This window comes from Curtobacterium sp. MCSS17_011, assembly GCF_003224275.1.
Lineage (GTDB): Bacteria > Actinomycetota > Actinomycetes > Actinomycetales > Microbacteriaceae > Curtobacterium.
In genome coordinates, this window is the sequence record NZ_QKLE01000024.1 from 25,798 (window position 1) to 50,420 (window position 24,623).

Sequence of the window (24,623 nt, forward strand, 5' to 3'; positions counted from 1 at the left end):
GGGGACCACTCCCGCACGGCGATCCCTGATCGCACCGCGGCCCCGCGCTGCGGCCGCCGTCTAGTCGGGCCGTTCCCACGGCCCCGCGGCGCAGCACCACTCGCGTCCGCGAACCACCCGCCTGAACCCGGGGGACGACTGTCCCTCGGTGCCTCCGGCCCGCCCGACGTCACGCGAGTGACGGCGGAGGCGCGACCATGCGCCCGGCCGATGATCACCACGCAACGCCACACCGAGCCTCCAGGCCGAAGCCGCCCACGCACGCACGCAAGCGAGCAGTAGCGCGACCCGGGGACCCGGCAGACGCATGAGGACGCAACGCATGTCCAAGTCGCCCACCACGGCGCGCCCGTCCACCTTCCGCGCGATCGCGCGGATCTACCCCTACGTGAAGCCCTACCAGGGGCGCCTCATCGGCGGCATGGCCGCAGCGATGGGGGCCTCCCTGGTGGCGCTCGCAATCCCCTACGTGCTGCAGTGGCTCGTCGACGGTCCGCTGTCGTCGCGCGACTCGGCACAGATCTGGCCCGCCGGGCTCGGGGTGCTCGCCCTCGGTGTGCTCGAGGCGTTCTTCATCGCCTCGCGCCGCCGGCTGGTGATGCGCCCCTCGACCCGCATCGAGACCAGCATGCGCAACTCGCTCTACGCGAAGCTGCAGGACCTGCCGGTCGCGTTCCACGACCGCTGGGAGTCCGGGCAGCTGCTGTCCCGTTCCGTGTCGGACCTGTCCTTGATCCGGCGCTGGCTGGCCTTCGGCGTGGTCCTGCTCGTCGTGAACATCGTGACGATCGTCGTCGGCTTCGTCGTGCTGTTCACCTTCGGCTGGATCCTCGGGCTGATCTTCCTGATCGCGTCGATCCCGCTGTGGATCAACGGCCTGCTGTTCGAGCGCCGGTACTCCGCCGTCGCCCGCCGCAGCCAGGACCAGGTCGGTGACCTCGCCACGAGCGTCGAGCAGTCGGTGCACGGCATCCGCGTGCTCAAGGCGTTCGGTCGCGGCGGCGCGAAGCTCGAGGAGTTCAGCGAGCAGGCCGAGGCTCTGCGCGGCACCGAGATCAAGAAGGCGAAGGCCATCGCGGGCATCTGGCTGTGGCTGCTGCTCGTGCCGGACGTCGCGTTCGCGCTGTGCCTGCTCGCCGGCATCTGGTTGGCGTCGCAGGGGCAGCTCAGCGTCGGCCAGCTGTTCGCGTTCTTCGCGACGGCGACGGTGCTGCGGTTCCCGATCGAGTCGATCGGCTTCCTGCTCTCGATGACGTTCGACACCCGCACGGCGGTCGACCGCTTCTTCGAGGTCATGGACTCCGAGAACACCATCACGGACCCGGAGCACCCGAAGACGATCGCCCAGCCGCACGGTGCCCTGTCGTTCAACGGCGTGCACTTCCGGTACCAGGACTCCGCACCGCAGTACCCGGACCTGATCAACGGCGTCGAACTGCAGCTGCAGCCGGGCGAGACCATGGCGCTCGTCGGGCTCACCGGCTGCGGCAAGACGACGCTGCTCTCGCTCGTGCCGCGTCTGTACGACGTGACCGGCGGTTCGGTGACGATCGACGGGGTCGACATCCGCGACCTCACCCGCGAGGAACTGCGTCGGCACGTCGGCGTCGCCTTCGAGGACGCCACCCTGTTCTCGTCGACCGTGCGTGAGAACGTGCTGCTCGGTCGTCCGGACGTGCAGGGTGCCGAGGCCGAGGCGCTCATGCGCGAGGCGCTCGACATCGCGCAGGCGTCCTTCGTGGACGACCTGCCCGACGGCGTCGACACCCGGGTCGGTGAAGAGGGGCTGTCGCTGTCCGGCGGCCAGCGCCAGCGCCTGGCACTCGCCCGCGCGATCGCCGCGCGGCCGTCGGTGCTCGTGCTCGACGACCCGCTGTCGGCGCTCGACGTCGACACCGAGGCGCGGGTCGAGGCGGGCCTGCGGCGCGTGCTCGCCGACACCACGTCGCTCATCGTGGCGCACCGTCCGTCGACGGTGACGCTGGCCGACCGGGTCGCCCTGATGGAGAACGGCGTCGTCACGGCCGTCGGGACCCACCACGACCTGATGGCCACCAACGAGCACTACCGCTACGTCATCTCGTCGCTCGACGACGACGACGCGACCGCACGACAGGAGGCGATGGCATGAGCCAGCAAGAGAAGAACCTGCCGCTCGACACGTCGGCCGGGCCGGGAGGCGCGGATCCCGTCGTCGACGACATCGCCGACACGCAGTCTGCCGCCCCCGTCACCGCCTCGATCACCACCATGGGCGTGCGCGGCGAGGAGCGTGAGGACTTCACGAAGGCCGAGAGCAAGCGCCTGCGGCGCCGGTCCCTCGCCCTGCTCGGGTCCCTCGCCGCACCGCTGAAGCTCCGGCTCGTGCTGCTCGGCATCGTGGTCGTGGTCTCGACCGCCGGCACCGTCGCGGGGCCGGCGCTCATCGCGTGGGGCATCGACAACGCCTTGCCCGCGGTGATGAACCAGAACGACTGGGTGCCGGCGTTCGGGGTCGTCGCGACGTACATCGTCGTGGCCGTCCTCGGTGCGGTGCTCACTGCCTGGTACACCGTGCTCGCGGCGCGGATCAGCCAGGCGATCCTGTTCGACCTGCGCAAGCGGGTGTTCCTGCACACGCAGCGGCTCTCGCTCGAGTTCCACGAGACCTACACGTCGGGCCGGATCATCTCGCGTCAGACGAGTGACCTCGACTCGATCCGCGAGCTGCTCGACTCCGGGCTGAACCAGCTGATCCAGGGCGTGCTGTACATGGTGTTCACCGCCGTGGCCCTGGTGCTGCTCGACCCGACGTCCGGGCTCGTGCTCGCGGTGTCGCTCGTGCCGCTCTGGTTCCTGATCCGCTGGTTCCAGACGAACTCGCAGACGCTGTTCCGCGCTACCCGCGTCACCTCGGCGCGCGTGATCGTGCACTTCGTCGAGACGATGACCGGCATCCGCGCGGTGCAGGCGTTCCGCAAGGAGTCCCGCAACCGTGATGAGTACGGCGGCTTCGTCGAGGACTACCGGGTGGCGAACACGAAGGTGTTCAACCTGTTCGGCACGTTCGACCCGGTGCTCGTGCTCATCGGCAACGCGACGCTCGCCGCGGTCGTCATCGTCGGTGGCTTCCGGATCGTCGGCGGGACGCTGGAGGTCGGTGCGCTGCTCGCGGTCGCGCTGTACGCCAAGCGCTTCTTCGACCCGGCGCAGGAACTCGCGATGTTCTACAACGGGTACCAGTCGGCCTCGGCGGCGATGGAGAAGATCTCGGGTGTCCTCGAGGAACGGCCGAGCGTGCCGGACCCCGTGAAGCCCACCCGTCTGGCGGACGCCACCGGGAAGATGGACTTCGACGACGTCGTCTTCGCCTACAACAAGGGCAAGGTCGTGCTGCCGGAGTTCGACCTGCACATCCCGGCGGGGCAGACCATCGCGCTCGTCGGGTCCACCGGTGCCGGCAAGTCGACGCTCGCCAAGCTCATGGCGCGCTTCTACGACCCGACCCAGGGCTCGGTGAAGCTCGACGGCGTGGACCTGCGCGACCTCGACACGAAGGACATGCGCCGCGCGATCGTCATGGTCACCCAAGAGGCGTACCTGTTCTCCGGGACCGTCGCGGACAACATCGCGCTCGGCAAGCCCGGTGCGTCGCGTGCGGAGATCGAGGCGAGCGCCAAGGCCGTCGGCGCGCACGAGTTCATCATGGCGCTGCCCGACGGGTACGACACCGACGTGAACAAGCGCGGTGGTCGTGTCTCGGCGGGCCAGCGGCAGCTGCTCTCGTTCGCGCGGGCGTTCATCGCGGACCCGAAGGTGCTCATCCTCGACGAGGCCACGGCGTCGCTCGACATCCCCTCGGAACGACTCGTGCAGGAGGGCCTGGAGACCCTGCTCGCCGACCGTACCGCGGTGATCATCGCGCACCGGCTGTCCACCGTCGCGATCGCCCACCGGGTGCTCGTGATGGAGCACGGCAAGATCGTCGAGGACGGCACCCCCGCCGACCTCATCGCCGGCACCGGGCGGTTCGCCCAGCTGCACGCGGCCTGGCGCGACTCGCTCGTCTAGGCCCCGGTCGGGCTGCGCCACGTGGTTGGCTTGCTCCATGAGCAACGACAGCGTGGTGCAGCCCGGCGGCGTCGCCCTGCACGACCCCTTCTACGGTGCCCCCTTCACCGAGGCCGTCCGACGGTTCTGGCGGAAGTACACCGTGTTCACCGGACGGGCATCGCGCGCCGAGTTCTGGTGGTGGTGGCTGACGTCGTTCGCGATCGGGCTCGTGCTGCAGCTCGTGCCGCAGGTGTTCACGCCGGACACCCCGGTGCTCGAGAACCCCGTCGGCTCGTACCTGTTCATGCTGTGGGTGCTCGCGACGCTCATCGGGTCGCTCGCCCTCGGCGCCCGACGGCTGCACGACGCGAACCTGTCCGGCTTCTGGCAGTTCCTGCACGTGCTGCCGGGCATCGGCGCGCTCATCGTGTACGTGCTGTGCCTGCTGCCCGCGAACCCGAAGGGTGCGCGCTTCGACCGCTGACGGCCGACCCGCGGCGGACCCTGGCGGGCCGACCTGCGCGGACCGGGATCAGAACGGGTCGTCCGCGTCCGTTGCCGGTGACCAGCGCGCACGACGCATGTCGAGCCTCCAGGCCGACGTCCCCTGCACGAGCGGCGTCCCCTCGGCCCGGTAGTGCTCGAGCGCCCGGGCCTCGTGGTGGAGTGGCGGGTGCCCACCCGCGCGCACCACACGCCACCACGGCAGGTCGGCGCCCTCGTGCGCCATCACCTTGCCGACGGCACGCGGCGCCCGCGACCCGAGGGCGGCGGCGACGTCGCCGTACGTCATGACGTGACCGGGCGGGATCATCCGCACCACCTCGGCGACGGCGGCGCCGAAGTCGACGGCGGCGCCGAAGTCGACGGCGGCGCCGAAGCCGACCGCGGCATCGTCGGACGGCACGGCGTCGGATGCCACGTCGTCGGAGGGCACGGCGTCGGAGCGTGCTAGAGCGTCAGGACCGCGAAGTGGTCGCCGTACTGGGTCTCGCGCACGACCTCGAAGCCCACGGCGCGGAAGAACGCCTCGGGGCTGTCGTCGCCGCCCGGCTCGTACACGACCGTCAGCCGCTCGAACCCGCGGCTGCGTGCCTCGTCCGCCAGGCCGTGCACGGCGAAGCGACCGACGCCCCGGCCCTGCGCGCTCGCCGCCACGTTGACGCGCCAGATGCAGCTGCGCAGCTCTTCCTGCGCGTTGTCGGCGTCGAACGAACCGATGATCAGACCGAGGACCTCGTCGTCGTCGAGGACGACGCGGGTCCACGCGGAGCTCGGCTTGACGTCGGACTCGGCGACCCCGTAGGTGGTCGGCTGCACGAACTGTTCCTGGCCCGGCTTGAGCGTCAGGGAGTTGGCCGCGGCAGCGGTCTTCGCGGAGAGTTCTTCCAGGCGCAGGTCGGACATGCGGCCAGGGTAACGGTGCGGACCCTGCGGGGGCCAGTGACGACGGCAGACCGAGACCGCACCGTTGCCACGGTATGGTCGCGGCATGGCAGAGCATCGACGCGGAGCGAACCTCCCGTCGATCGGCGGGTTCAACCGCACCGTGGTCCTCGACGCCGTCCGCCGCTCGCCCGACGGCCTGAGCCGCGTCGAACTCGCCGCCCGCACGGGGCTGAGCGCGCAGACCGTCTCGAACGTCACCCGGTTCCTGATCGAGGCCGGCATGATCGTCGAGTCCGGCACCGTCGTCTCCGGCCGCGGCAAGCCCCGCACCATCCTGCGGCTCGAACCGGGCAGTCGGTACGCGGTCGGTGTGCACATCGACCCGGCCGTCGTCACCTACGTGCTGCTCGACCTCGCCGGCACTGTCGTCGCCGCTTCCACCACCTCGACCCCCACGGCCGACGACCCGTCCGAGGTGGTGCGCACCATCGCCTCGGCCGTCGACGGGCTCGTCGCCGACGCCGGGGTCGCCGTCGACAGCGTGCTCGGCGTCGGGATCGCGAGCCCCGGACCCATCGACGTCGAGGCCGGCATCGTGGTCGACCCGCCGTTCCTGCCCCGGTGGCGGGACGTGCCGCTGCGCGACGCGCTCGCCGAGGCCACCGGCTACCCGGTCCTGCTCGAGAAGGACGTCACTGCCGCCGCGGTCGGTGAGATGTTCCTGGCGGGGGAGTCCTCGGCCCGGAACTTCGCGTTCGTGTACTTCGGCACGGGGTTCGGCGTCGGGCTCGTCGTCGACCACGAACCCGTGCGCGGGGTGGGATCGAACGCGGGTGACGCCGGACACATCATGGTCGATCAGGGGTCCCTCGCCGGCACCCCGGACGGCTCGGGCACGCGCGGCGAGGTCGGTGCCGCCGTGGCGCCGGACCGGCTGGTGCGGATCGCCCGGTCGCGGGGGCTCGCGTTGTCGGGCAGCGGCGCGGTCGCCGAGGCCGGTGCCGACGCCGATGCCTCGGGTGCCGACTCGGTCGACGCAGTCAACGCCGCGTGGGACGAGCTCGCCCGGGCCATCGCCGACGGGGACGACACCGCCGTCACGCTCGCGGCCGACGCCGGCACCGTGATGGGCAACGCCGTCGTCCTCATCGTGAACCTGCTCGACATCGACCGCGTGGTGTTCGGCGGCCCGTTCTGGTCACGCATCGCGAGTGCTGCCCTGCCGGCTGCGCGGACCGCCATCGTCGGGTCGCCGTTGCTCGTGCCGAAGCACGCCGTGCAGGTGGTGGAGAGCGACCGCGGTGCCGACGTCGCCGCCGTGGGTGCCGCCTGCCTGGTGCTCGACGCGGCGTTGTCCCCGCGGGCGAGCGGACTGCTGATCCGACGCTGACAGGCGTCCGCCGCGTCGTACCCGCCTCGGCCCGCTACGCTGCGGATCGACGATCCGCCCCGAGGCGGGGAACGGTGGGGGACGCATGACGAACACGACGCAGGCGACGGACGCGGCGAACGCGACCGACGCGATGGACCCGCGGTGGGCCCGGGTGCGCCCGCTCGTCTTCCGGACCATCATCGGCGCGGTCGTCGCCGCGGGACTCATCGGGATCATCGCGGTACTGGTCGGCGACTTCGGACGGGTCGCGGTGCAGCTGCTCCTGACGATCGTCGTGGTGGTCGTCTTCGCGCTGCTGTCCTGGTACGACGCCGACGTCTCGTCCAGGCGGTCGGGGACCTTCGCCTTCGTGAGCATCGTCACGTCGATGTACCTGCTCGTCGCCGGGCTGGCCAAGGTGTGGATCGTGCCGAGCGGCCCGTTGGCCGATGACGACGGGATCTGGCTCGTCCTGGAGCGTTTCTGGCACTGGATGTGGCTCGTCGGCGTGGCCCGGGTGGCACTGCTGCACGTGCACCTGCTGCTCGTCATCCACCGCCGCTACCCGACCCCAGCGCTGCAGGTCGTGGCCAAGGCCACCGTCGGCGTGATCGCCCTGCTCGCACTGCTGCTCTCGATCCCGTTGCTCGCGCCGGACGTCGACTACGCGCGGGGCTACTGGCGGCTCGTCTGGGTGGTGGTGATCCTCGACCTGCTCGGGACCGTCGTGGTGCCGCTCAGCAACGCACTGTTCCGTCCGCGGGCCTCGGTGCCGTCGGCGACGTGGTCGGAGCCCGAGCTGCAGCCGGCACGGAGCGCGACGCCGACGCCCGACGCTCCCGTGCCCGCGGCTCCGCTGCTCGCCGCGCCCGTCCCGCCCGCGTCGCCACCGGCACCGACGTCGAAGCCGACCCCCGACACGGTCGTCGCGTCCGACGGTCGTCGCTACGCGGCCCGTCCCACAGCCTCCCGTGCGCTGGCGTGGCCCCGCTACGTCGACGGCACGCCCCTGCCCGCGCTGCCCGACGGGACGCCGGACTTCTCGGAGGTCACGGAGCGCTGACGCGGCCTTCCGCCCACTCCGTGAGCAGGAACGGTCGGGTCCGCGGTGCGGACCCGACCGTTCCTGCTCACCATCGGCGGTGGGGCCGGCCCCGGGGCGGACGGGAGGCGCGGTGCGGGGCCGCCCCGCGCCTCCAGGCCGACATCGGGGTGCGGTCAGTGCGCCGAACCGTGCATGGTCTGGGTGTCGTCCTGACCGGGGATGGCGTCCTTCGTGGTCCAGCCGTACCAGCGGCCGTCGATCTCGGTGACCGCGCGACCGTCGCCGCAGGTGACCAGGCCCTTCGTCGGGAGCTCCTCGGGCAGGAAGTCGGCGGTCATCGCAGTGCCGCCGTACGACTCATCGAGCGCGGTGCAGTCGTCCACGTCGACGCCGTCCTTCGACGCGAACCCGATGACGTACCCGGGCTGGGAGACGTGGAGGCGGACGTCGATGTCCTTCGCGTCCTCCGGCACCCACTTCGGCATGAAGAACGCCAGGTCCTCGGACTCCCCGGAGCGCGGGGCGTCGGAGTGCGCGTCGAAGTGCTTCTGCGGGGTCTTGTTCGGCACGATGTCCTGGATCGCGCTGCAGCCGGCGGTCAGCAGCAGGGCGGACACCGCGGCGGTGGAAGCGAGGGCGATCCGGAGGGTGCGGCGGGCGGTGGTGGGGCGCGTGTCGGTGCTCATGGATCCAGTCTCGCGACGGACGCGGCGCTGAAACATCACGTGCGCACCCGGAAGCGGTCGGGGGTTACCCCCACCCGCTTGCTCAGGTCGCGTCGGTAAGCAGGTTCGGTGCACCAGACGCAGCAGCCACCGGTCGGGGTCCCCTGGCACCAGGCCACCTTCACCGCCTCGTTCTCGCGGTTCTGGCGGGGGTACCTCGTGTTCCGCGGTCGTGCCGCTCGCGCCGAGTTCTGGTGGTGGGCGCTCTGGTGGGCGATCATCTCCGCTGCGATCAACATCGTGTACGGCGTCGGACTCTTCATCACGCCGCCGACCGTGCCGACCCCGGAGGAAGCGCGCGTCCTCGACCAGGCGATGCAGTCCTTCAACCCGTTCCCGGTCTGGTGGTTCCTGCTCACGTCGATGCCGGTCTTCGCCAAGGTCGCACTGGGGGTCTTCGTGGTCGTCGGGCTCGCGGCGTTGCTGCCCTGGATCGCCATCGCGGTGCGGCGGCTCCACGACACGAACCGATCCGGTTGGTGGGTCCTGCTGTACCTCGTGCCCGCCGGCAACATCGCGCTCGCCGTGTTCCTCGCGCTGCCCTCGGAGCCACCCGCGGCACCGCAGCAGTCCGGGCCACCCGTCGGTGATCGGCCCGCGCACCCGGTCGTGACACCGCAGTAGCGTCGGGGCATGCAGCAGGAGATCCTCCGGTACACCGCCTTCGCCGCCGAGCCGGGTGGTGGCAACCCCGCCGGGCTCGTGCTCGACGCGGCCGGACTGACCGACGACCAGATGCTCACGATCGCCCGGCAGGTCGGGTACCCCGAGACCGCCTTCGTCGTCGGTGCGACGGCGACCGGGCCGCTGGTCCGCTACTTCTCGCCGGGCGCCGAGGTTCCGTTCTGCGGGCACGCCACCGTCGCACTGGCCGTCGCCCTGGCGGAGCGCGAGGGGCCGGGGCGCCGGGTGTTCACGACCCGAGCCGGCGAGGTAGCCCTCGATGCCACCCTCGGTGTGGACGGCGCGGTGCAGGTCGCGATGACCAGTGTCGAGCCGGCGACGCGGGACATCGAGCCGGCCCTGCTGGCTCGACTGTTCGACCTGCTCGGACTCGAGGCCGCGGACATCGCTGCGGGGTTCCCCGTGCTGGAATCGTTCGCCGGCAACTGGAACCCGGTGCTCGTGCTGCACGACCGCGAGCTGTTCCACCAGTTCCGGTTCGCGCCGGGGCCCCTCGCCGAGCTCAAGCGCGAGGCCGGCTGGGCGGGGACCGTCACGGTGCTCCACCGCACCGGTGACCGGGAGTACGAGGCGCGGAACCTGTTCCCCGCCGGCCGCATCACCGAGGACCCGGCGACGGGATCGGCTGCGGCGTCGACCGGGGCCTACCTGCGGCAGATCGGGGCAGCGCATCCGGGCGACCGCATCACGATCCGGCAGGGGCGGCACGTCGGGCGTCCGAGTCTGCTGCTCGTGGACGTGCCCGAGGCCGGCGGGATCACGGTGACGGGGAGCGCGACGCCGATCTCCTGACGGGCGTTCCTTCCCAGAACGCACGCGATGGGAAGCGGAATCGGGCGTACCTGGTCGAAACTTCCGACCCGGTACGCCCGATTCGACCAGGTACGCCCGAATCCGCCGGCGGCCTCCGCCAGAAACTCCTTGACACGGTTAAGTCAATACGGTGGACTAATCCTGCGCGCGGGCGATGGTGCCCGCGGACATCACCCGTGCAAAGGAGCACCGATGAAACGCACCCGCATCATCGCCGGACTCGCAGCTGTGGCCGTGGCCGCAGTCGGTCTGGCTGGCTGCTCGAGCTCGGGGTCCGCCTCGAGCGACACGATCAAGATCGCGTACCAGAAGTTCGGTGCCTTCCAGCAGCTCGACGCCCAGATGAAGGTCGTCAAGAAGCAGTACGAGAAGGACAACCCCGGCAAGAAGGTCACCCTCGTGCCCATCCAGGCGCAGGGCAACGACTACTACACCAAGCTCGCGCTCATGAACAAGGCGCCGGCCACCGCCCCGGACGTCATGTACGAGGACACGTTCCTCGTCAAGGCCGATGCCGAGGCGGGCTACCTGCTGCCACTCGACAAGTACACGGACAAGTGGGACGAGTGGGACCAGTTCTTCGACAACGCCAAGCAGGCCGGGCAGGGTGACGACGGCAAGATCTACGGCGTCCCGATGGGCACCGACACCCGAGCCCTCTGGTACAACAAGGACATCTTCAAGAAGGCCGGGCTGGACGTCCCGTGGAAGCCGAAGACGTGGGACGACGTGCTCGCGGCGGCGAAGACCATCAAGGACAAGCAGCCCGACGTCATCCCGTTCAACATCTACTCGGGCAAGGCGCAGGGCGAGGCCTCGACCATGCAGGGCTTCGAGATGCTCCTGTACGGCGCCGACGGCTCCGGCAACACCCTGTACAAGAACAAGAAGTGGGTCACCGGCTCGAAGCAGTTCGAGGACTCGCTCAAGTTCGTGGAGGACGTCTACCAGGGCGGCCTCGGCCCGACACCGCAGCAGGCGCTCGACACGAACGTCGGTACGACCATCGCCCAGACGTGGCTGCCGAAGGGCAAGCTCGCGATCGACCTGGACGGTTCGTGGCAGTCCGGCACGTGGCTGAAGTCCGGCACCGCGCCGTGGCCCGAGTGGAACGACGTGATGGGCCAAGCACCCATGCCGACCCAGAACGGGCAGGCTCCCGGCTACAACTCCATGTCCGGCGGCTGGACCCTGGCGGTCGGCGCGAAGTCCAAGAACCCGCAGGCGGCGTTCGACTTCATCACGAGCTTCCTCGACAAGGACGGTTCGCTGAAGTACGACACCGAGAACAGCCAGATCGCCGTCCGCAAGGACGTCGCGGACGACCCGGCCTACACGGCGGCGAACCCGACGTTCAAGTTCTTCTCGGGGCTGGTGGAGAACACCAACTTCCGCCCGGCGACGAGTGACTACTCGCAGGTGTCCAACGCGATCCAGGTCGCGATGGAAGCGGTCATGACCGGTCAGCAGTCACCGAAGGACGCGGCTGCCGCCTACGACAAGGCCGTCACGCAGGTGGTCGGCAAGGAGAACACCGTCTCCGCTGGTTGACGGACGTCACCCACTGACGGACTGGAGGCGCGGGGCGGTCCCGCACCGCGCCTCCCGTCCGCTCTTCCCCACCTTCGGAACCCCTCCGCACCCGGAAGGCACCCATCGTGTCCAGCACCCCCCTCGCGCCGACGCTGTCGGCGCCCGGTGCGCCGAAGCGCACCGATCCACCCGTGCCGCGCAAGCGGCGACCACTGCGGAACGTCGGACGAGCGGTCCCGCTCCTGCCCGCCCTGGTCCTCCTCGTCATCTTCCTGCTCGGCCCCGTCATCTCGTCGTTCTACGGGTCGTTCACCAACTCGGCCCTGACCGGTGCCAGCGCGGCCGACCAGCAGTTCGTCGGCTTCCAGAACTACGTCGAGCTGTTCCAGGACCCGGACTTCCCGAAGTCCGTCATCCTGACCGTCGTCTTCCTGCTGGCCTCGGCCGTGGTGGGACAGAACGTGCTCGGCCTCGGACTGGCCCTGCTGATGCGCTCGGCGAACAAGGCCGTCCGGGCGATCGTCGGCACCTTCGTGGTCGCCGCGTGGGTCCTGCCGGAGATCGTGGCGTCCTTCGCGGCGTACGCGTTCTTCAACGACGAGGGGACGCTCAACACGTTCCTCGCGTCGATCGGGATCACCGGCGCGAACTGGCTCTACACGTACCCGATGCTCGCCGTGATCCTGGCGAACATCTGGCGCGGCACCGCGTTCTCGATGCTCGTCTACTCGGCCGCCGTGCAGGAGGTCCCCGAGGAGATCACCGAGTCCGCCGAGGTCGACGGAGCCACCGGCTGGCAGCGGCTCGTCTACATCACGCTCCCGGTGATCCGCCGGAGCATCTCGACGAACCTCATGCTCACGACGCTGCAGACCCTGTCGGTCTTCACGCTGATCTTCGTGATGACCGGCGGCGGCCCGGGCACGAACTCGTCGACCCTGCCGATCCTGGCGTACCAGGAGGCGTTCAAGTTCTCGCAGCTCGGCTTCGGGACGGCGATCGCGACCATCCTGCTCGTGGTGGGGGCGGTCTTCTCGATCATCTACATCCGGGCCCTCAAGCCGGAGGTGGACTGATGGCCATGACAGCCCCGTCCCTCGACCAGACCACGACCCGCTCGGTGACCGCACCGGGGTCGATGCACATGACGTCACCGCGCGGCCGCACCATGCGGTGGGTGTCGAACGTCGTGCTGCTCGTCATCGCGGTGTGCTTCGCGGTGCCGCTGCTCTGGCTCGTGCTCGCCTCGTTCGACACCCAGGCGTCGCTGTCGGTGAAGCTGCCCTCGCAGTTCACCCTCGACAACTTCGCGAAGGTGCTCACCCCCGAGCTGTCGTTCATCCCGCTCGCGAACAGCCTGCTGCTCTCCGGCGGCACCGCGGTCGTCACCGTGGTGTTCGCGCTGCTCGCCGCGTACCCGCTGTCCCGGTACAAGATGCGCGTCAACAAGCCGTTCCTGTACAGCATCCTGTTCGGCACCGGTCTGCCGATCACCGCGATGATGGTGCCCGTCTACGCGCTGTTCGTGTCGCTCAACCTGATCGACAACGTGTGGGGCTGCATCTTCTTCCTCGCTGCCACGTCGCTGCCGATGGCGATCTGGATGGCGAAGAACTTCATGGACTCGGTGCCGATCTCGCTCGAAGAAGCGGCGTGGACCGACGGCGCCTCGATGCTCACGACCCTGACCCGCATCGTGATCCCGCTCATGCGTCCGGGCATCGCCGTCGTGTTCATCTTCGTGTTCATCCAGGCGTGGGGGAACTTCTTCGTCCCGTTCGTCCTGCTGCTCTCGCCCGAGAAGGTGCCCGCCGCGGTGAGCATCTTCAACTTCTTCGGGCAGAACGGGGCGGTGGCGTACGGCCAGCTCGCCGCGTTCTCGATCGTCTACTCCGTGCCCGTCATCGCCCTCTACGTGATCGTGTCCCGAGGCCTCGGCGGCGGCAACGCCCTCGCCGGCGGCATCAAGGGCTGACGCCGGCCCCACCCCACCCGCAAGACACCGGTGTTCGCGCGTCGAACACCCGCGAACCGCGGTTCGATCCGCGAACACCGGTGTTCCGCGAACCAGAAAGGAAGCACATGCACCAGGACGAACCGCTCGTCGAGGCCCGGATCGCCCGCCTCGTGCGCGACCGCGTCGACCCCGCCGTCCTCCGTCGCTCGGCGCCGGTGACGATCGAGGCGTGGGAGGTGCCGGGTGAACCGGTGCCGTTCGACGCCGCCGTGGGCGAGACGTACACACCGTTCACGGTGGGGTCGCACTGGGGCGGACGACCGTGGGGCACGACCTGGTTCCGCGTGACCGGCACCGTGCCGGCGGACTTCGGCACCGCGCCGGGGACCACCGCCGAGCTCCTGGTCGACCTGGGCTTCACCAAGCGGCAGCCCGGGTTCCAGGCCGAGGGACTCGCGTTCCGCGCCGACGGCTCCACGATCAAGGCGATCGAGCCGCGGAACGACACCGTGCCGCTCGAGGTCGGCCCGGGGGAGTCCTTCGAGCTCTGGATCGAGGCGGGGGCGAACCCGGACATCGGCGGCGACTCGTTCCAGGGTGCGACGCCGCTCGGCTCGCGCTCCACCGCCGGCGACGACCCGATCTACCGCCTGAAGGCCCTGGAGGTCGTCGAGCGCGACGACACCGTGTGGGAACTGCAGCAGGACCTCTGGGTGCTGCGCGGACTGATGGCCGAGCTCCCCACCGACGGCACCCGCGGCGCCGACATCCTGCGGGCACTCGAACGCGCCGCCGACGCACTCGATCCGGACGACGTCGCCGGCACCGCCGCGGACGCCCGTCAGGTCCTGGCGCCGGTGCTCGCCGTCCCCGCCAGCCCCGCCGCCCACCGCGCGATCGCCGTCGGGCACGCCCACATCGACTCCGCCTGGCTGTGGCCCGTGCGCGAGACGAAGCGCAAGTGCGCGCGGACGTTCTCGAACGTGCTCGACCTGATGGACCGCGACCCCGACTTCACCTTCGCCTGCTCGTCCGCGCAGCAGTACGCCTGGATCCGCGACGAGTACCCCGAGGTGTTCGCCCGCATCAAGCAGCGGGTCGCCGAGGGCCGGTGGATCCCGGTCGGCGGGATGTGGGTCGAGTCGGACACCAACCTGCCCGGCGGAGAGGCCCTGGCCCGCCAGTTCGTCGCCGGCAAGCGCTTCTTCCTGGAGGAGTTCGGCATCGACACCCCCGAGGCCTGGCTCCCCGACTCGTTCGGCTACTCGGGCGCCCTGCCGCAGATCGTCCGCGCCGCCGGGTCGAGGTGGTTCGTCACCCAGAAGCCGTCGTGGAACGAGACGAACGTCATCCCGCACACCTCGTTCCACTGGGAGGGCATCGACGGCTCGCGCATCCTGACGCACCTGCCCCCGGCCGACACCTACAACTCCGACGTCTCACCGGCCGACCTGCGTCGCGGCGAACGGAACAACAAGGAGCGCGGCACCGCGAACACCTCGATGCTGCTCTACGGCTTCGGGGACGGTGGTGGTGGTCCCACCCGCGAGATGGTCGGCGCCGCACACCGTCAGCACGACCTCGACGGGTCGCCGCGCGTGACGCTCGGCACCCCGGCGCAGGTGTTCGAGCAGCTCGAAGCCGAGCTGCCGACGCCCGGGGTCTGGTCGGGGGAGATGTACCTCGAGTTCCACCGCGGCACCTACACGTCACAGATCCGCACGAAGCAGGGCAACCGCCGCTCCGAGCACCTGCTCCGCGAAGCCGAGCTCTGGGCAGCGACGGCGGCCGTCCGGCTCGGCAGCGAGTACCCGTACGCCGAACTCGAGGAGGCCTGGCACACCGTCCTGCTCCAGCAGTTCCACGACATCCTGCCGGGGTCCTCGATCGCGTGGGTGTACGAGAACGCCGAGGAGCAGTACGCCCGGGTCGCCGAGGTGCTCGAGGGGCTGATCGGCAGCGCGACGACGGCGCTCGCCGCTGGCGGGAGCGGAACCGGTGCCGGCGCCGACGACGCCGCGTCGGTCGTGCGCTTCAACGCCTCGCCGGTCGCGGCAGGGGACGCGACCGCCCTGGCAGGTTCGGTCGTCCACGCGCCGCGACCCGTGCCTCCCGTCCGGGACGGCGACCGCTTCGTCCTCGACACCGGCGTCGTCAGGGCGACCATCGACGCTGCCGGGCACGTCGTCTCGTTCGTCGACCACGCGACCGGACGCGACGCGATCGCGCCCGGCGCCGCGGCCGCGGAGTACACGGTGTTCCGTGACACCCCGAACCAGTGGGAAGCGTGGGACATCGACCGCGCGTACCAGCGCAACGGCACGGTGCTGTCGGCGTCGTCCGTCTCGGTCGACGGTGACGAGCTCGTGGTGGAACGGTCCTTCGGATCGTCGACGCTCACCACGCGCTACTCCGCGGTGCAGGGCGAACCGGAGCTGACCGTCGAGACCGAGGTCGACTGGCACGAGCACCAGAAGCTGCTGAAGCTCGCGTTCCCGATCGACGTGCTCGCGTCGTCGGCCTCGAGCGAGATCCAGTTCGGGCACATCGACCGGCCGACGCACCAGAACACCTCGTGGGACCACGCCCGCTTCGAGACCTCGGCACACCGCTGGGTGCACGTCGCGGAGCCCGGGTTCGGCGTCGCCGTGGCGAACGACTCGACCTACGGCCACGACATCACGCGCGAGACCCGGCCGGACGGCGGGATCACCACGCTCGTGCGGGAGTCGCTGCTGCGCGGGCCGACGTTCCCGGACCCGAACGCCGACCAGGGGCACCACGTGTTCCGGACGGTGCTGCGGATCGGGGACTCGGTGCTCGACGCCGCCGACTCCGGGTACCGGCTGAACCTGCCGGTGCGGAGCGTCCCCGGGTCGGCCGAGGTCGCGCCGCTCGTCACGGTGTCGTCGCCGCAGGTGTTCGTCGAGGCCGTCAAGCTCGCCGAGGACCGCTCCGGAGACGTCGTCGTGCGACTGTACGAGGGGCTCGGCGGCCGGGCCGCTGACGTCGGGGTCTCCTTCGGGTTCGACGCTGCGTCGGTGTCGCAGGTCGACCTGCTCGAGCGGCCGCTGGAGCGCTCGTGGTCGGCCGGTGAGCCGGTCGTGCTGACCCTGCGCCCGTTCGAGATCGTGACGCTGCGCGTGCGTCGGGCCTGAGGCAGCGGGCCCGGCGCTCGGCGGGGGAGAGACCGCGGCGCCGGACGGGACACGGGTGCGTTCCGCCCGGCGCCGTGTTGCGTGCGCGCGGGTGGGTGTGGGTGGGGGTGTGTGCCGGGTGGGATCGGGCGTACCTGGTCGAATCGGGCGTACCTGGTCGGAACTTCCGGCCAGATATGCCCGATTTCGCTTGGCATCGCGGCCGTTCTGGGAAGGAAAGTCTCCCCTCCACAACCGCCCAGGCCTGGAGGCCCGTCCACAGTTCCCGACATCGGCCCCAGGAGCGGGTGGCTGAGCGGGCATCGTCACGTGCATGAACGAGTCGCTGCCCATCCTCCGAGCCTCCGCCATGCACGAGGCCGGCCTCGACGCCACCACCCTGCGCCGCCGAACCCGGACGCAGGGGGCAGGACGCCTGGTCCGGGTCGGACCGAACGCCTTCGTCGACGGCGCCGCGTGGGACGCCGCCGGGCCTCGTCAGCGGTACGTCACCCGGGTGTTCGCGCGGCTCGGTCGGCTCGGCACGCGGGCGACGGCCTCGCACCTGTCCGCGGCGGCCCTGCACGGCCTCCCGGCGCTCGGCGGGTGGGACGTCCCGGTGCACGCGACGGTGCCGGAGTCGATGTACCGGGGCCGGAGCGCCGAGCTGGTCCTGCACACGAGACCCGTCGGCCGGGGCGAGCGGGCCACGGTCGGTGCGATCGCCGTCACCTCCGTCCCCCGGACCGTCGTCGACGTCGCCATGACCGGCGACCTGCGGGCGGGCGTCGTGATCGCGGACGCCGCGCTGCGCCGTGGCGTCGACGCCGACGACCTCCGACGAGCGGTTCCTCCGAAGGCCCGTGCGCGAGCCCTGGCGCAGCAGGTGCTCGACCTGGCGGATGGTCGCTCCGGATCGCCGGCCGAGTCAGTCGCACGGGTCGTGTTCCGGGAGCTCGGACTGCCGGAGCCGGTGCTGCAGCAGGAGTTCGTCGTCGACGGGCATCGTTCCGCGGTCGACTTCTGGTTCGCCGACCACGGGGTCATCGTCGAGATCGACGGACGGGCCAAGTACTCCCAGGAACGCTACCTGGGCGGCCGGAGCCCGACCGAGGTGTTCATCGATGAGAAGCGGCGGCACGGTCGGTTGCTCACCGTGCCGGGTGTCCGGACGATCATCCGCCTGGAGTGGCGTGATCTGTTCGACCTCGATGCGCTGGCCGTGCGACTCCGCGCCGCAGGGCTCCCGTGTACGGTCCGCCCGGTCCGGAGTGCTCGGCGCCGTACGGGGTGACCGTTCGGCGCCGGGGAACCGGCACAGCACGCTCTCGCTAGCGTGGCGGCATGGCAGTGCAGGAGATCTGGCTCGTCCGTCACGGCGAATCGGTCGCGAACGTCGCAGCGGCTCGGGCCGAAGCAGCGGGCGACGACGTGATCGATGTCGAGTTCCGGGACGCCGACGTCCCGCTCAGCCCGCTCGGCACCGATCAGTCTCGGGCCCTCGGGCAGGAGCTCGCCGACCGCGGGATCGACGACGTCCCGGTCGCGCTGTGGGTGTCGCCGTACCTCCGCGCACAGCAGACCATCGCGATCGCGCTCGAGGCAGCCGGCCTCGCCGAACCCGAGAAGCGGGTGGACGAGCGCCTGCGTGACCGCGAACTCGGCGTCCTCGACCTGCTGACCCTGCAGGGCGTCCGGAACCGGTACCCGGACGAGGAACGCCGCCGGCAGTGGCTCGGCAAGTACTACCACCGGCCGGCGGGCGGGGAGTCGTGGGCGGACGTGATGCTCCGGCTCCGGTCGCTCCTCGGCGAAGTCGAGCGGGTCGACGGTGCCGAGCGCCTGGTGATCGCCGCGCACGACGCCGTCGTGATGCTCGCCGTCGCGGTGTGCCTCGACCTCGACGAGCCGGCGCTCATGGAGTTCGCCCGGACCCACGCCGTCGCGAACGCCTCCCTCACCCGACTCCGTCGCGACGCCGGATCGCCGTGGGTGCTCGAGGAGTTCTCCTCCGTCGGACACCTGGACGACGACGAGGTCACCCAGCACACCGGCCGGAAGGACGACGAACATGTCCACTGAACCCGTCACCCCGAACTTCCTGCGGGACTGGCCACTGCCCGAAGCCGGTGCCGGCAAGTACGGCCGCGGGCAGGTGCTCATCGTCGGCGGCGCCGCTCGGACCCCCGGCGCAGCGATGCTCTCCGCGCTCGCCGCACTCCGGGTCGGCGCCGGTCGTCTCACGCTGGCGGTCGGCCGGAGCGTCGCGAACGAGGTGGCGGTCGCGGTGCCCGAGTCCGGGGTCGAACCCCTCGACGAGGACCAGGACGGGCACATCGCCGTCGGCGCGATCGAGGGCATCGCGGACAGCGCCTCGAGCGCCGATGCCGTGCTGGTCGGGCCGGGGCTCGACGAGCCGGACGGTTCGCGCGACCTCGTGGCCGGGCTCGCCGACGTCGTCGGCCCGCAGACGACCGTCGTGCTCGACGCCTTCGCCCTCGGCGTGGCCGCCGACGTGCGGGACCGCCTGGAACCGCTCCGTGGGCGGCTCGTGATGACGCCGAACTCCGGCGAGGCCGAACGCCTGCTCGGGCGGGAGTGCAGCGACGACGACGTGGCCGACGCCGTGGCGATCGCGAACCGCTTCGGTGCGGTCGTGGCCCTCGGCGACGCCATCGCCACGCCGCAGGGTCGGGCGTGGCTCAAGGGCACCGGCTCCGGCGGTCTCGGCACGAGCGGCAGTGGCGACGTGCTGTCCGGCGCGGTCGCCGGCCTGCTCGCCCGCGGCGCCGATCCGGCACAGGCCGTGGCGTGGGCGTCCTACGTGCACGCTGCCGCCGGGGACCGTCTCGCGGTGCAGGTCGGGCCGCTCGGGTACCTGGCGAGCGAACTCGTGACCGAGATCCCGCGGGTCCTGGTCGAACTCGGGGCCTGAGCGCGCCCGTTCTTTCCCAGAGCGCCCGCGATACCGGGTGCTTTCGGGCGTACCTGCCAAGAACTTCCGGCCAGGTACGCCCGAACCGACCGGGTACGCCCGAAACGACCAGGTCGCCCGCCGCCCGCCGAACAGCACTACCCCCGCAGGGACTCCACGGCCTTCTCGATCCGCCGGGCCCGGGTCTCCGGCGCCTTCGCCTGCGTGACCGGGTCGGCGAGCGCCCGCTGCCGTGAGTTCGACAGGGTGTCGAACGCCGCACGCACGCCGGCCTCCTGCAGCGCGGCGGCCAGGTCCTCCGGCAGGTCGACGGTCCGGGGCAGGGTGTCGACCTCGAGCGAGACCTCGACGGTGTCCCCGGCGGCGATCCCCGCGGCCTCACGGTGCGACGCCGACAGCGGCACCAGGAACTGCTCGTTCATGACCCCGACGGTGGACCGGTACGTGTAGCCCCGGTTGATCGTGACGACCACCGCGGGGCGCTTGCCGGATCCGAGCGCCTCGATGACGGACTCCGGGACGGGGAGTCCGGTCGCCGTCTTCCGTGCTTGCAGGACCGTCGTCGTGAACCGCATCCGTGCCTCCAGGCCTGATGTGGGCGCGACCATGCGCCCAGAACGAGCAAATCGTACAGCCGCACCCGCTGTTCCACCGCCGTTCACCACCGGAGCACGGGCCGGAAACCGGCCGCGTCCACGATCGACCAGAACCCGGACCCCCGGTCACCTCAGCACCTTCCCCCACCCGAAAGGCCCACCCGTGCAGCACAAGCGCACCCTGGCCGGCATCGCCCTGGCCGCCGCAGCGATCGTCACCCTCGCCGGATGCTCGGCGACGAGCTCCGCGACCGCCGGCTCCGACGGCGACGCCGACTGGAAGACCGCCACCAGCGCCGAGACCGCCGGCGGCATGGACGCCCTCGTCAAGGCAGCCAAGGCCGAGGGCCAGCTGAACGTCATCGCGCTGCCGCCGTCGTGGGCCAACTACGGCAAGATCATCGACGGCTTCACGAAGAAGTACGGCATCAAGATCAACTCCGCGAACCCGAACGGCTCGAGTGCCGACGAGGTCGCCGCCGTGCAGTCGCAGAAGGGCCAGTCCACCGCGCCCGACGTGCTCGACCTCGGCAACGCGGTGCTGCAGGAGAACCTCGACCTGCTCGCCGATTACAAGGTCGCGAACTGGGACGACATCCCCACCGACCTGAAGGAGAAGGACGGCGCGTGGACGCGTGACTACACCGGCCTGATGTCGATCGGGTACGACTCGTCGAAGATCTCCGACGCCCCGAAGGACCTGCAGGACCTGCTCGGCAGCGAGTACAAGGGCAAGGTCTCGATCGCGGGTGACCCGACGCAGGCCAACCAGGCCGCCTCGGCCGTCTACCTGGCGGCGCTCGAGAACGGTGGCTCGGCCGACGACATCACGAAGGGCGTCGACTACTTCGGCGACCTCAAGAAGGCCGGCAACTTCCAGAACGTGCTGCCGACGCAGGCCACGGTCGCCTCGGGTGAGACCCCCGTGGTCATCCAGTGGTCGTACAACAACCTGGCCTGGGGCCCGGCAGCGGGCGCGAGTGGCAACAAGGACTGGAAGACCGTCGTCCCGAAGGGGCAGGCCCTCGGCTCGTACTACTCGCAGGCCATCACCGAGGACGCCCCGCACCCCGCGGCCGCCCGCCTGTGGCAGGAGTACATCGCCAGCCCGGAGGCCCAGAACCTGTACCTGCAGGCCGGTGCCTTCCCCGCCACCCTGTCGGCGATGGAGAAGTCCGGCAAGGTCGACCAGGACGCCCTCGACGCCGCCGGTGGCGCGCCGAAGGACTACGTCGAGCTGACCGACGCGCAGGTCGCCGACGCCGCGACGGTGCTCAAGGCCAAGTGGTCCTCGACGATGGGGTCCTGAGCAGCATGACCACCGCATCGGCAGACGCGCCCGCGACGAGCGCTCCGAGCACCGTGCGCCCGGCGTCCGCGCCCGCCGATGCCGTCCGACGCGGCGCCGGACCCCGTGTCCGGCGCCGCGTCGGTCTCGCCTGGCTGGGGCTGACCCCCTTCGCCGCCTACGTCCTGCTGTTCCTCGCCGTCCCCGCCGTGATCGCGATCGGCAGCGGCTTCTTCGACGGCTCCGGAGCGTTCACGTTCGCGAACCTCGCGGCCTTCGCCGACCCGTCCGTGCTGCGGGCGTTCGGCGGGTCGTTCGGCCTGTCCGCCGCCTCCGCGGTCATCGGTGCCGTGCTCGGCGCGGTCGTCTGCTGGGCGCTCTCGGCACTGCGGCCGGACGGGCTGGTCCGGTCGATGATCGACTCGGCGGCGAGCGTCCTCGCCCAGTTCGGCGGCGTCATGCTCGCGTTCGCGTTCATCGCCACGATCGGTGTGCAGGGACTCGTCACGACGTGGTTGGTCACGGTCTTCCACGTCGACCTCAACGCGGACGGCGCCTTCCTGTACACCGTGCCCGGGCTCGTCATCCCCTACGTCTACTTCCAGGTGCCGCTCATGGTCCTCACGTTCATGCCCGCACTCGAGGGCGTCAAGGCCCAGTGGGGCGAGGCCGCCGCGACCCTCGGTGCCTCGCGCTCGACGTACTGGCGCCGGATCGCGTTGCCGGTCCTGGCGCCGGCGTTCTGGGGGTCGCTCCTGCTGCTCTTCGCGAACGGCTTCTCGTCGTTCGCCACCGCTGCGGCCCTCATCTCGCAGGGCGGCATCGTGCCGCTCACGATCCGCACGCAGCTCACCAGCGAGACGCTCGTCGGCCTGCAGAACGTCGCCGGGGTGCTCGCGTTCGGCATGGTCGTCGTGATGGCGGTCGTGATGGGCGCCTACTCGCTGCTGCAGCGCCGAGCCGCCAGGTGGCAGCGATGAGCGCGGCGGCACCGGTCCGCCCGGCGCAGCCGGTTCGGCTCGGAGGCCCGTCCCGCGTCCGCCGCTTCGGCACGGCCCCGTCCCGTGGTGCGGCGGTGACCGTGCTCACCGTGATCGGGCTGCTGTTCGCCGTCCCGCTGGTCGCCCTGCTGCAGTTCACGTTCCGGCAGGGCACCGACGGCGGCCTGACCTTCGCGCACTGGGCAGCGATCGGCGACCCGGCCAACGCGTTCACCTACCAGCCGGTGTTCGACGGGCTCGGGGCGTCGCTGCTCATCGCCGTGATCACCGTCGGGATCGTGCTGCTCGTGCTGCTGCCCGCCCAGATCATCACCGCGCTCCGTTACCCGAGGCTCCGACGCGTCCTGGAGTTCGTCTGCATCGTGCCGATCACCGTGCCGGTCGTGGTGCTCGTCGTCGGGTTCATCCCCGTGTACCAGGTCGTCTCGCAGGTCTTCGGCTCCGGCGCCTGGACGCTGGCGTTCGCGATCGGCATCGTCACGCTGCCGTTCGCGTTCCGCCCGATCGCCGCTGCCATCACCGCGATGGACCTGATCGTCCTGTCCGAGGCGGCCCGCTCGCTCGGTGCCCCGTGGTGGACCGTCACCTGGCGTGTGCTCCTGCCGAACCTGCGCCGGGGCATCACCGCCGCGTGCTTCCTCACGATCACCGTCGTCCTCGGCGAGTACACCCTCGCCGCGTTCCTCTCCCGCAGCACGTTCCAGACCGGGCTCGTGCTCGTGCAGGGGACCGACCCGTACGTCGCCGCGATCTTCTCGGTCGCCGCGCTCGTGTTCGGCTTCGTGCTGCTCGTCCTCATCGGCCGCATCGGGACCCGTCGCACGGGCCGAGTCCGCCGCACCCGCACCACCCGTCGTCCCCGCAACCAGGAGTCCGCATGACCGTCACCGCTCCGGCAGCCCCGGCGTCCCTCGCCACCACCGGTGCCGTCGTCGAACTCCACGCCGTCGAGAAGCACTACGGCGCACACCGGGCGCTCGCGGGGCTGTCCCTCCGTGTCGAGCCGGGGGAGTTCGTCTCGCTGCTCGGCCCGTCCGGCTGCGGCAAGACGACGGCGCTCCGGGCGCTCGCGGGCCTCGAGGCGATCGACGCCGGTTCGATCCGCATCGACGGACAGGACGTCGCCGACACCCCGGTCGACAAGCGCGACATCGGCATGGTGTTCCAGCAGTACTCGCTGTTCCCGCACATGACGGTCCGGCAGAACGTCGCCTTCGGCCTCGAGATGCGCCGGGTCCCCGCCGTCGAGCGCAGGAGCCGCGTGGTCGAGGCCCTCGACATGGTCCACCTCGGCGAGTTCGCCGAGCGCTACCCGCACCAGCTCTCCGGTGGGCAGCAGCAGCGCGTCGCCCTGGCCCGTGCCCTGGTCACGCGCCCCCGGGTGCTCCTGCTCGACGAGCCGCTGTCGGCCCTGGACGCGAAGGTCCGGGTCTCGCTGCGCGACGAGATCCGCCGCATCCAGAGTGACCTCGGCATCACCACGGTGTTCGTGACGCACGACCAGGAGGAAGCGCTCGCCGTCTCCGATCGGATCGCCGTGATGCACGCGGGCGACATCGAGCAGATCGGCACGCCCGAGGAGCTCTACCGCACCCCGTCGTCGGCCTTCACCGCGGACTTCGTCGGTCAGTCGAACCGGCTGCAGGGCGACCTGCGCGGGGCTGATGTGTTCGTCTACGGGTTCCGGGTGCCGGCGCTCGACGAGTCCATCGCGGACGGGCCGGTGCTCGCCTACGTCCGGCCGGAGGACATCGCCTTCGCCCCCGAGGGCATCACCGGCACCGTCGTCACCTCGAGCTTCCTCGGGTCGATCCGCCGCACCACCGTCCGCCTGGACGACGACACCGTCGTGACCGTCCAGCACGGGGTCGGCGACCGTCGGGCCACCGGCGAGCCCGTCGCCGTGCGCCTGCTCGGCGCGCCCGTGGCGGTCGCCCCGCTCGCGTAGTCGCGGCGACGTTTCGCGCTGAGCGACAGTCCACGCGCGACCAGACGCGTGGACTGTCGCTGCGCCCGAAACGTCGGGGGGGGGGGGGCGGACAGCGGGCCCGTGGCGGCCTGGCACCGCGCCTCCAGGCCGGTGGGGTCAGCGCTGGAAGCGCGCCTCGCGCCCGTC

Annotated in this window: 22 protein-coding genes; 18 read left to right on the forward strand and 4 right to left on the reverse strand. The window is 70.9% G+C overall.

The annotated features are described in order from the left end of the window. Positions 1-322 precede the first annotated feature (322 nt). From DEJ17_RS14005 to DEJ17_RS14015, 3 genes are all read left to right on the forward strand, one after another. Positions 323-2,131 carry an ABC transporter ATP-binding protein gene (locus DEJ17_RS14005; RefSeq protein ID WP_110894816.1) on the forward strand — a complete coding sequence of 603 codons (1,809 nt, stop codon included), beginning with the start codon at positions 323-325 and terminating at the stop codon, positions 2,129-2,131. Positions 2,132-2,250: 119 nt separating this feature from the next. Further along, positions 2,251-4,050 (forward strand): ABC transporter ATP-binding protein, encoded by a 1,800-nt coding sequence (locus DEJ17_RS14010; RefSeq protein ID WP_110894834.1) that lies wholly within the window; start codon positions 2,251-2,253, stop codon positions 4,048-4,050. 37 nt (positions 4,051-4,087) lie between these two features. After that, complete coding sequence (locus tag DEJ17_RS14015) at positions 4,088-4,516, forward strand: DUF805 domain-containing protein (protein WP_110894817.1); 429 nt, start codon at positions 4,088-4,090, stop codon at positions 4,514-4,516. 48 nt (positions 4,517-4,564) lie between these two features. Here the strand turns inward: DEJ17_RS14015 and DEJ17_RS14020 are convergent, their stop codons facing one another. Both DEJ17_RS14020 and DEJ17_RS14025 read right to left on the reverse strand, forming a co-directional pair. Beyond that, positions 4,565-4,969: an MGMT family protein gene (locus tag DEJ17_RS14020; protein ID WP_258366821.1), complete on the reverse strand. Its 405-nt coding sequence runs from the start codon at positions 4,967-4,969 to the stop codon at positions 4,565-4,567. A gap of 14 nt (positions 4,970-4,983) precedes the next feature. Continuing rightward, a complete protein-coding gene (locus tag DEJ17_RS14025) occupies positions 4,984-5,439 on the reverse strand; it encodes a GNAT family N-acetyltransferase (protein ID WP_027466669.1) in 456 nt (151 codons plus the stop codon). Positions 5,440-5,524: 85 nt separating this feature from the next. On the opposite strand from DEJ17_RS14025, the gene DEJ17_RS14030 reads away from it, so the two are divergent. Continuing rightward, positions 5,525-6,811, forward strand: a complete 1,287-nt coding sequence (locus tag DEJ17_RS14030; protein WP_110894818.1) for an ROK family transcriptional regulator — start codon at positions 5,525-5,527, stop codon at positions 6,809-6,811. Between the two features lie 85 nt (positions 6,812-6,896). Next, positions 6,897-7,856 carry a hypothetical protein gene (locus tag DEJ17_RS14035; RefSeq protein ID WP_110894819.1) on the forward strand — a complete coding sequence of 320 codons (960 nt, stop codon included), beginning with the start codon at positions 6,897-6,899 and terminating at the stop codon, positions 7,854-7,856. A gap of 155 nt (positions 7,857-8,011) precedes the next feature. Here DEJ17_RS14035 and DEJ17_RS14040 read toward each other — a convergent pair whose 3' ends face one another. Further along, positions 8,012-8,524, reverse strand: a complete 513-nt coding sequence (locus DEJ17_RS14040) for a hypothetical protein (RefSeq protein ID WP_110894820.1) — start codon at positions 8,522-8,524, stop codon at positions 8,012-8,014. Between the two features lie 108 nt (positions 8,525-8,632). On the opposite strand from DEJ17_RS14040, the gene DEJ17_RS14045 reads away from it, so the two are divergent. From DEJ17_RS14045 to DEJ17_RS14085, 9 genes are all read left to right on the forward strand, one after another. After that, positions 8,633-9,187 carry a DUF805 domain-containing protein gene (locus DEJ17_RS14045; RefSeq protein ID WP_110894821.1) on the forward strand — a complete coding sequence of 185 codons (555 nt, stop codon included), beginning with the start codon at positions 8,633-8,635 and terminating at the stop codon, positions 9,185-9,187. A 9-nt stretch (positions 9,188-9,196) separates the two neighbouring features. Then, positions 9,197-10,039, forward strand: a complete 843-nt coding sequence (locus DEJ17_RS14050) for a PhzF family phenazine biosynthesis protein (RefSeq protein WP_110894822.1) — start codon at positions 9,197-9,199, stop codon at positions 10,037-10,039. Between the two features lie 213 nt (positions 10,040-10,252). After that, positions 10,253-11,611 (forward strand): extracellular solute-binding protein, encoded by a 1,359-nt coding sequence (locus tag DEJ17_RS14055; RefSeq protein WP_110894823.1) that lies wholly within the window; start codon positions 10,253-10,255, stop codon positions 11,609-11,611. A 107-nt stretch (positions 11,612-11,718) separates the two neighbouring features. Further along, positions 11,719-12,669, forward strand: coding sequence for a carbohydrate ABC transporter permease (locus DEJ17_RS14060; RefSeq protein WP_110894824.1), 951 nt, complete (start codon positions 11,719-11,721; stop codon positions 12,667-12,669). A gap of 5 nt (positions 12,670-12,674) precedes the next feature. Continuing rightward, positions 12,675-13,568 (forward strand): carbohydrate ABC transporter permease, encoded by an 894-nt coding sequence (locus DEJ17_RS14065; RefSeq protein ID WP_371830315.1) that lies wholly within the window; start codon positions 12,675-12,677, stop codon positions 13,566-13,568. A 107-nt stretch (positions 13,569-13,675) separates the two neighbouring features. Further along, a complete protein-coding gene (locus DEJ17_RS14070) occupies positions 13,676-16,708 on the forward strand; it encodes a glycoside hydrolase family 38 C-terminal domain-containing protein (protein WP_110894825.1) in 3,033 nt (1,010 codons plus the stop codon). A gap of 313 nt (positions 16,709-17,021) precedes the next feature. Further along, on the forward strand, positions 17,022-17,981 hold the full coding sequence (locus DEJ17_RS14075) for a hypothetical protein (protein WP_110894826.1): 960 nt from the start codon (positions 17,022-17,024) through the stop codon (positions 17,979-17,981). 50 nt (positions 17,982-18,031) lie between these two features. Continuing rightward, positions 18,032-18,769: a histidine phosphatase family protein gene (locus DEJ17_RS14080; RefSeq protein ID WP_110894827.1), complete on the forward strand. Its 738-nt coding sequence runs from the start codon at positions 18,032-18,034 to the stop codon at positions 18,767-18,769. Further along, positions 18,759-19,622 carry an NAD(P)H-hydrate dehydratase gene (locus DEJ17_RS14085; protein ID WP_110894828.1) on the forward strand — a complete coding sequence of 288 codons (864 nt, stop codon included), beginning with the start codon at positions 18,759-18,761 and terminating at the stop codon, positions 19,620-19,622. Before DEJ17_RS14080 ends, DEJ17_RS14085 begins: the two co-directional genes overlap by 11 nt. Positions 19,623-19,759: 137 nt before the next feature. Here the strand turns inward: DEJ17_RS14085 and DEJ17_RS14090 are convergent, their stop codons facing one another. Beyond that, positions 19,760-20,197, reverse strand: a complete 438-nt coding sequence (locus DEJ17_RS14090) for a YdeI/OmpD-associated family protein (RefSeq protein ID WP_110894829.1) — start codon at positions 20,195-20,197, stop codon at positions 19,760-19,762. Between the two features lie 184 nt (positions 20,198-20,381). On the opposite strand from DEJ17_RS14090, the gene DEJ17_RS14095 reads away from it, so the two are divergent. The 4 genes from DEJ17_RS14095 to DEJ17_RS14110 are packed head-to-tail and all read left to right on the forward strand — an operon-like array spanning position 20,382 to position 24,455. After that, a complete protein-coding gene (locus DEJ17_RS14095; protein ID WP_110894830.1) occupies positions 20,382-21,527 on the forward strand; it encodes an ABC transporter substrate-binding protein in 1,146 nt (381 codons plus the stop codon). 5 nt (positions 21,528-21,532) lie between these two features. Next, entirely contained in the window at positions 21,533-22,486 is a 954-nt protein-coding gene (locus DEJ17_RS14100; RefSeq protein ID WP_258366822.1) for an ABC transporter permease subunit, read from the forward strand. Further along, positions 22,483-23,388 (forward strand): ABC transporter permease, encoded by a 906-nt coding sequence (locus tag DEJ17_RS14105; RefSeq protein ID WP_181421213.1) that lies wholly within the window; start codon positions 22,483-22,485, stop codon positions 23,386-23,388. Before DEJ17_RS14100 ends, DEJ17_RS14105 begins: the two co-directional genes overlap by 4 nt. Beyond that, a complete protein-coding gene (locus DEJ17_RS14110) occupies positions 23,385-24,455 on the forward strand; it encodes an ABC transporter ATP-binding protein (protein ID WP_110894833.1) in 1,071 nt (356 codons plus the stop codon). The genes DEJ17_RS14105 and DEJ17_RS14110 overlap by 4 nt, the downstream gene beginning before the upstream one ends. Positions 24,456-24,623 lie beyond the last annotated feature (168 nt).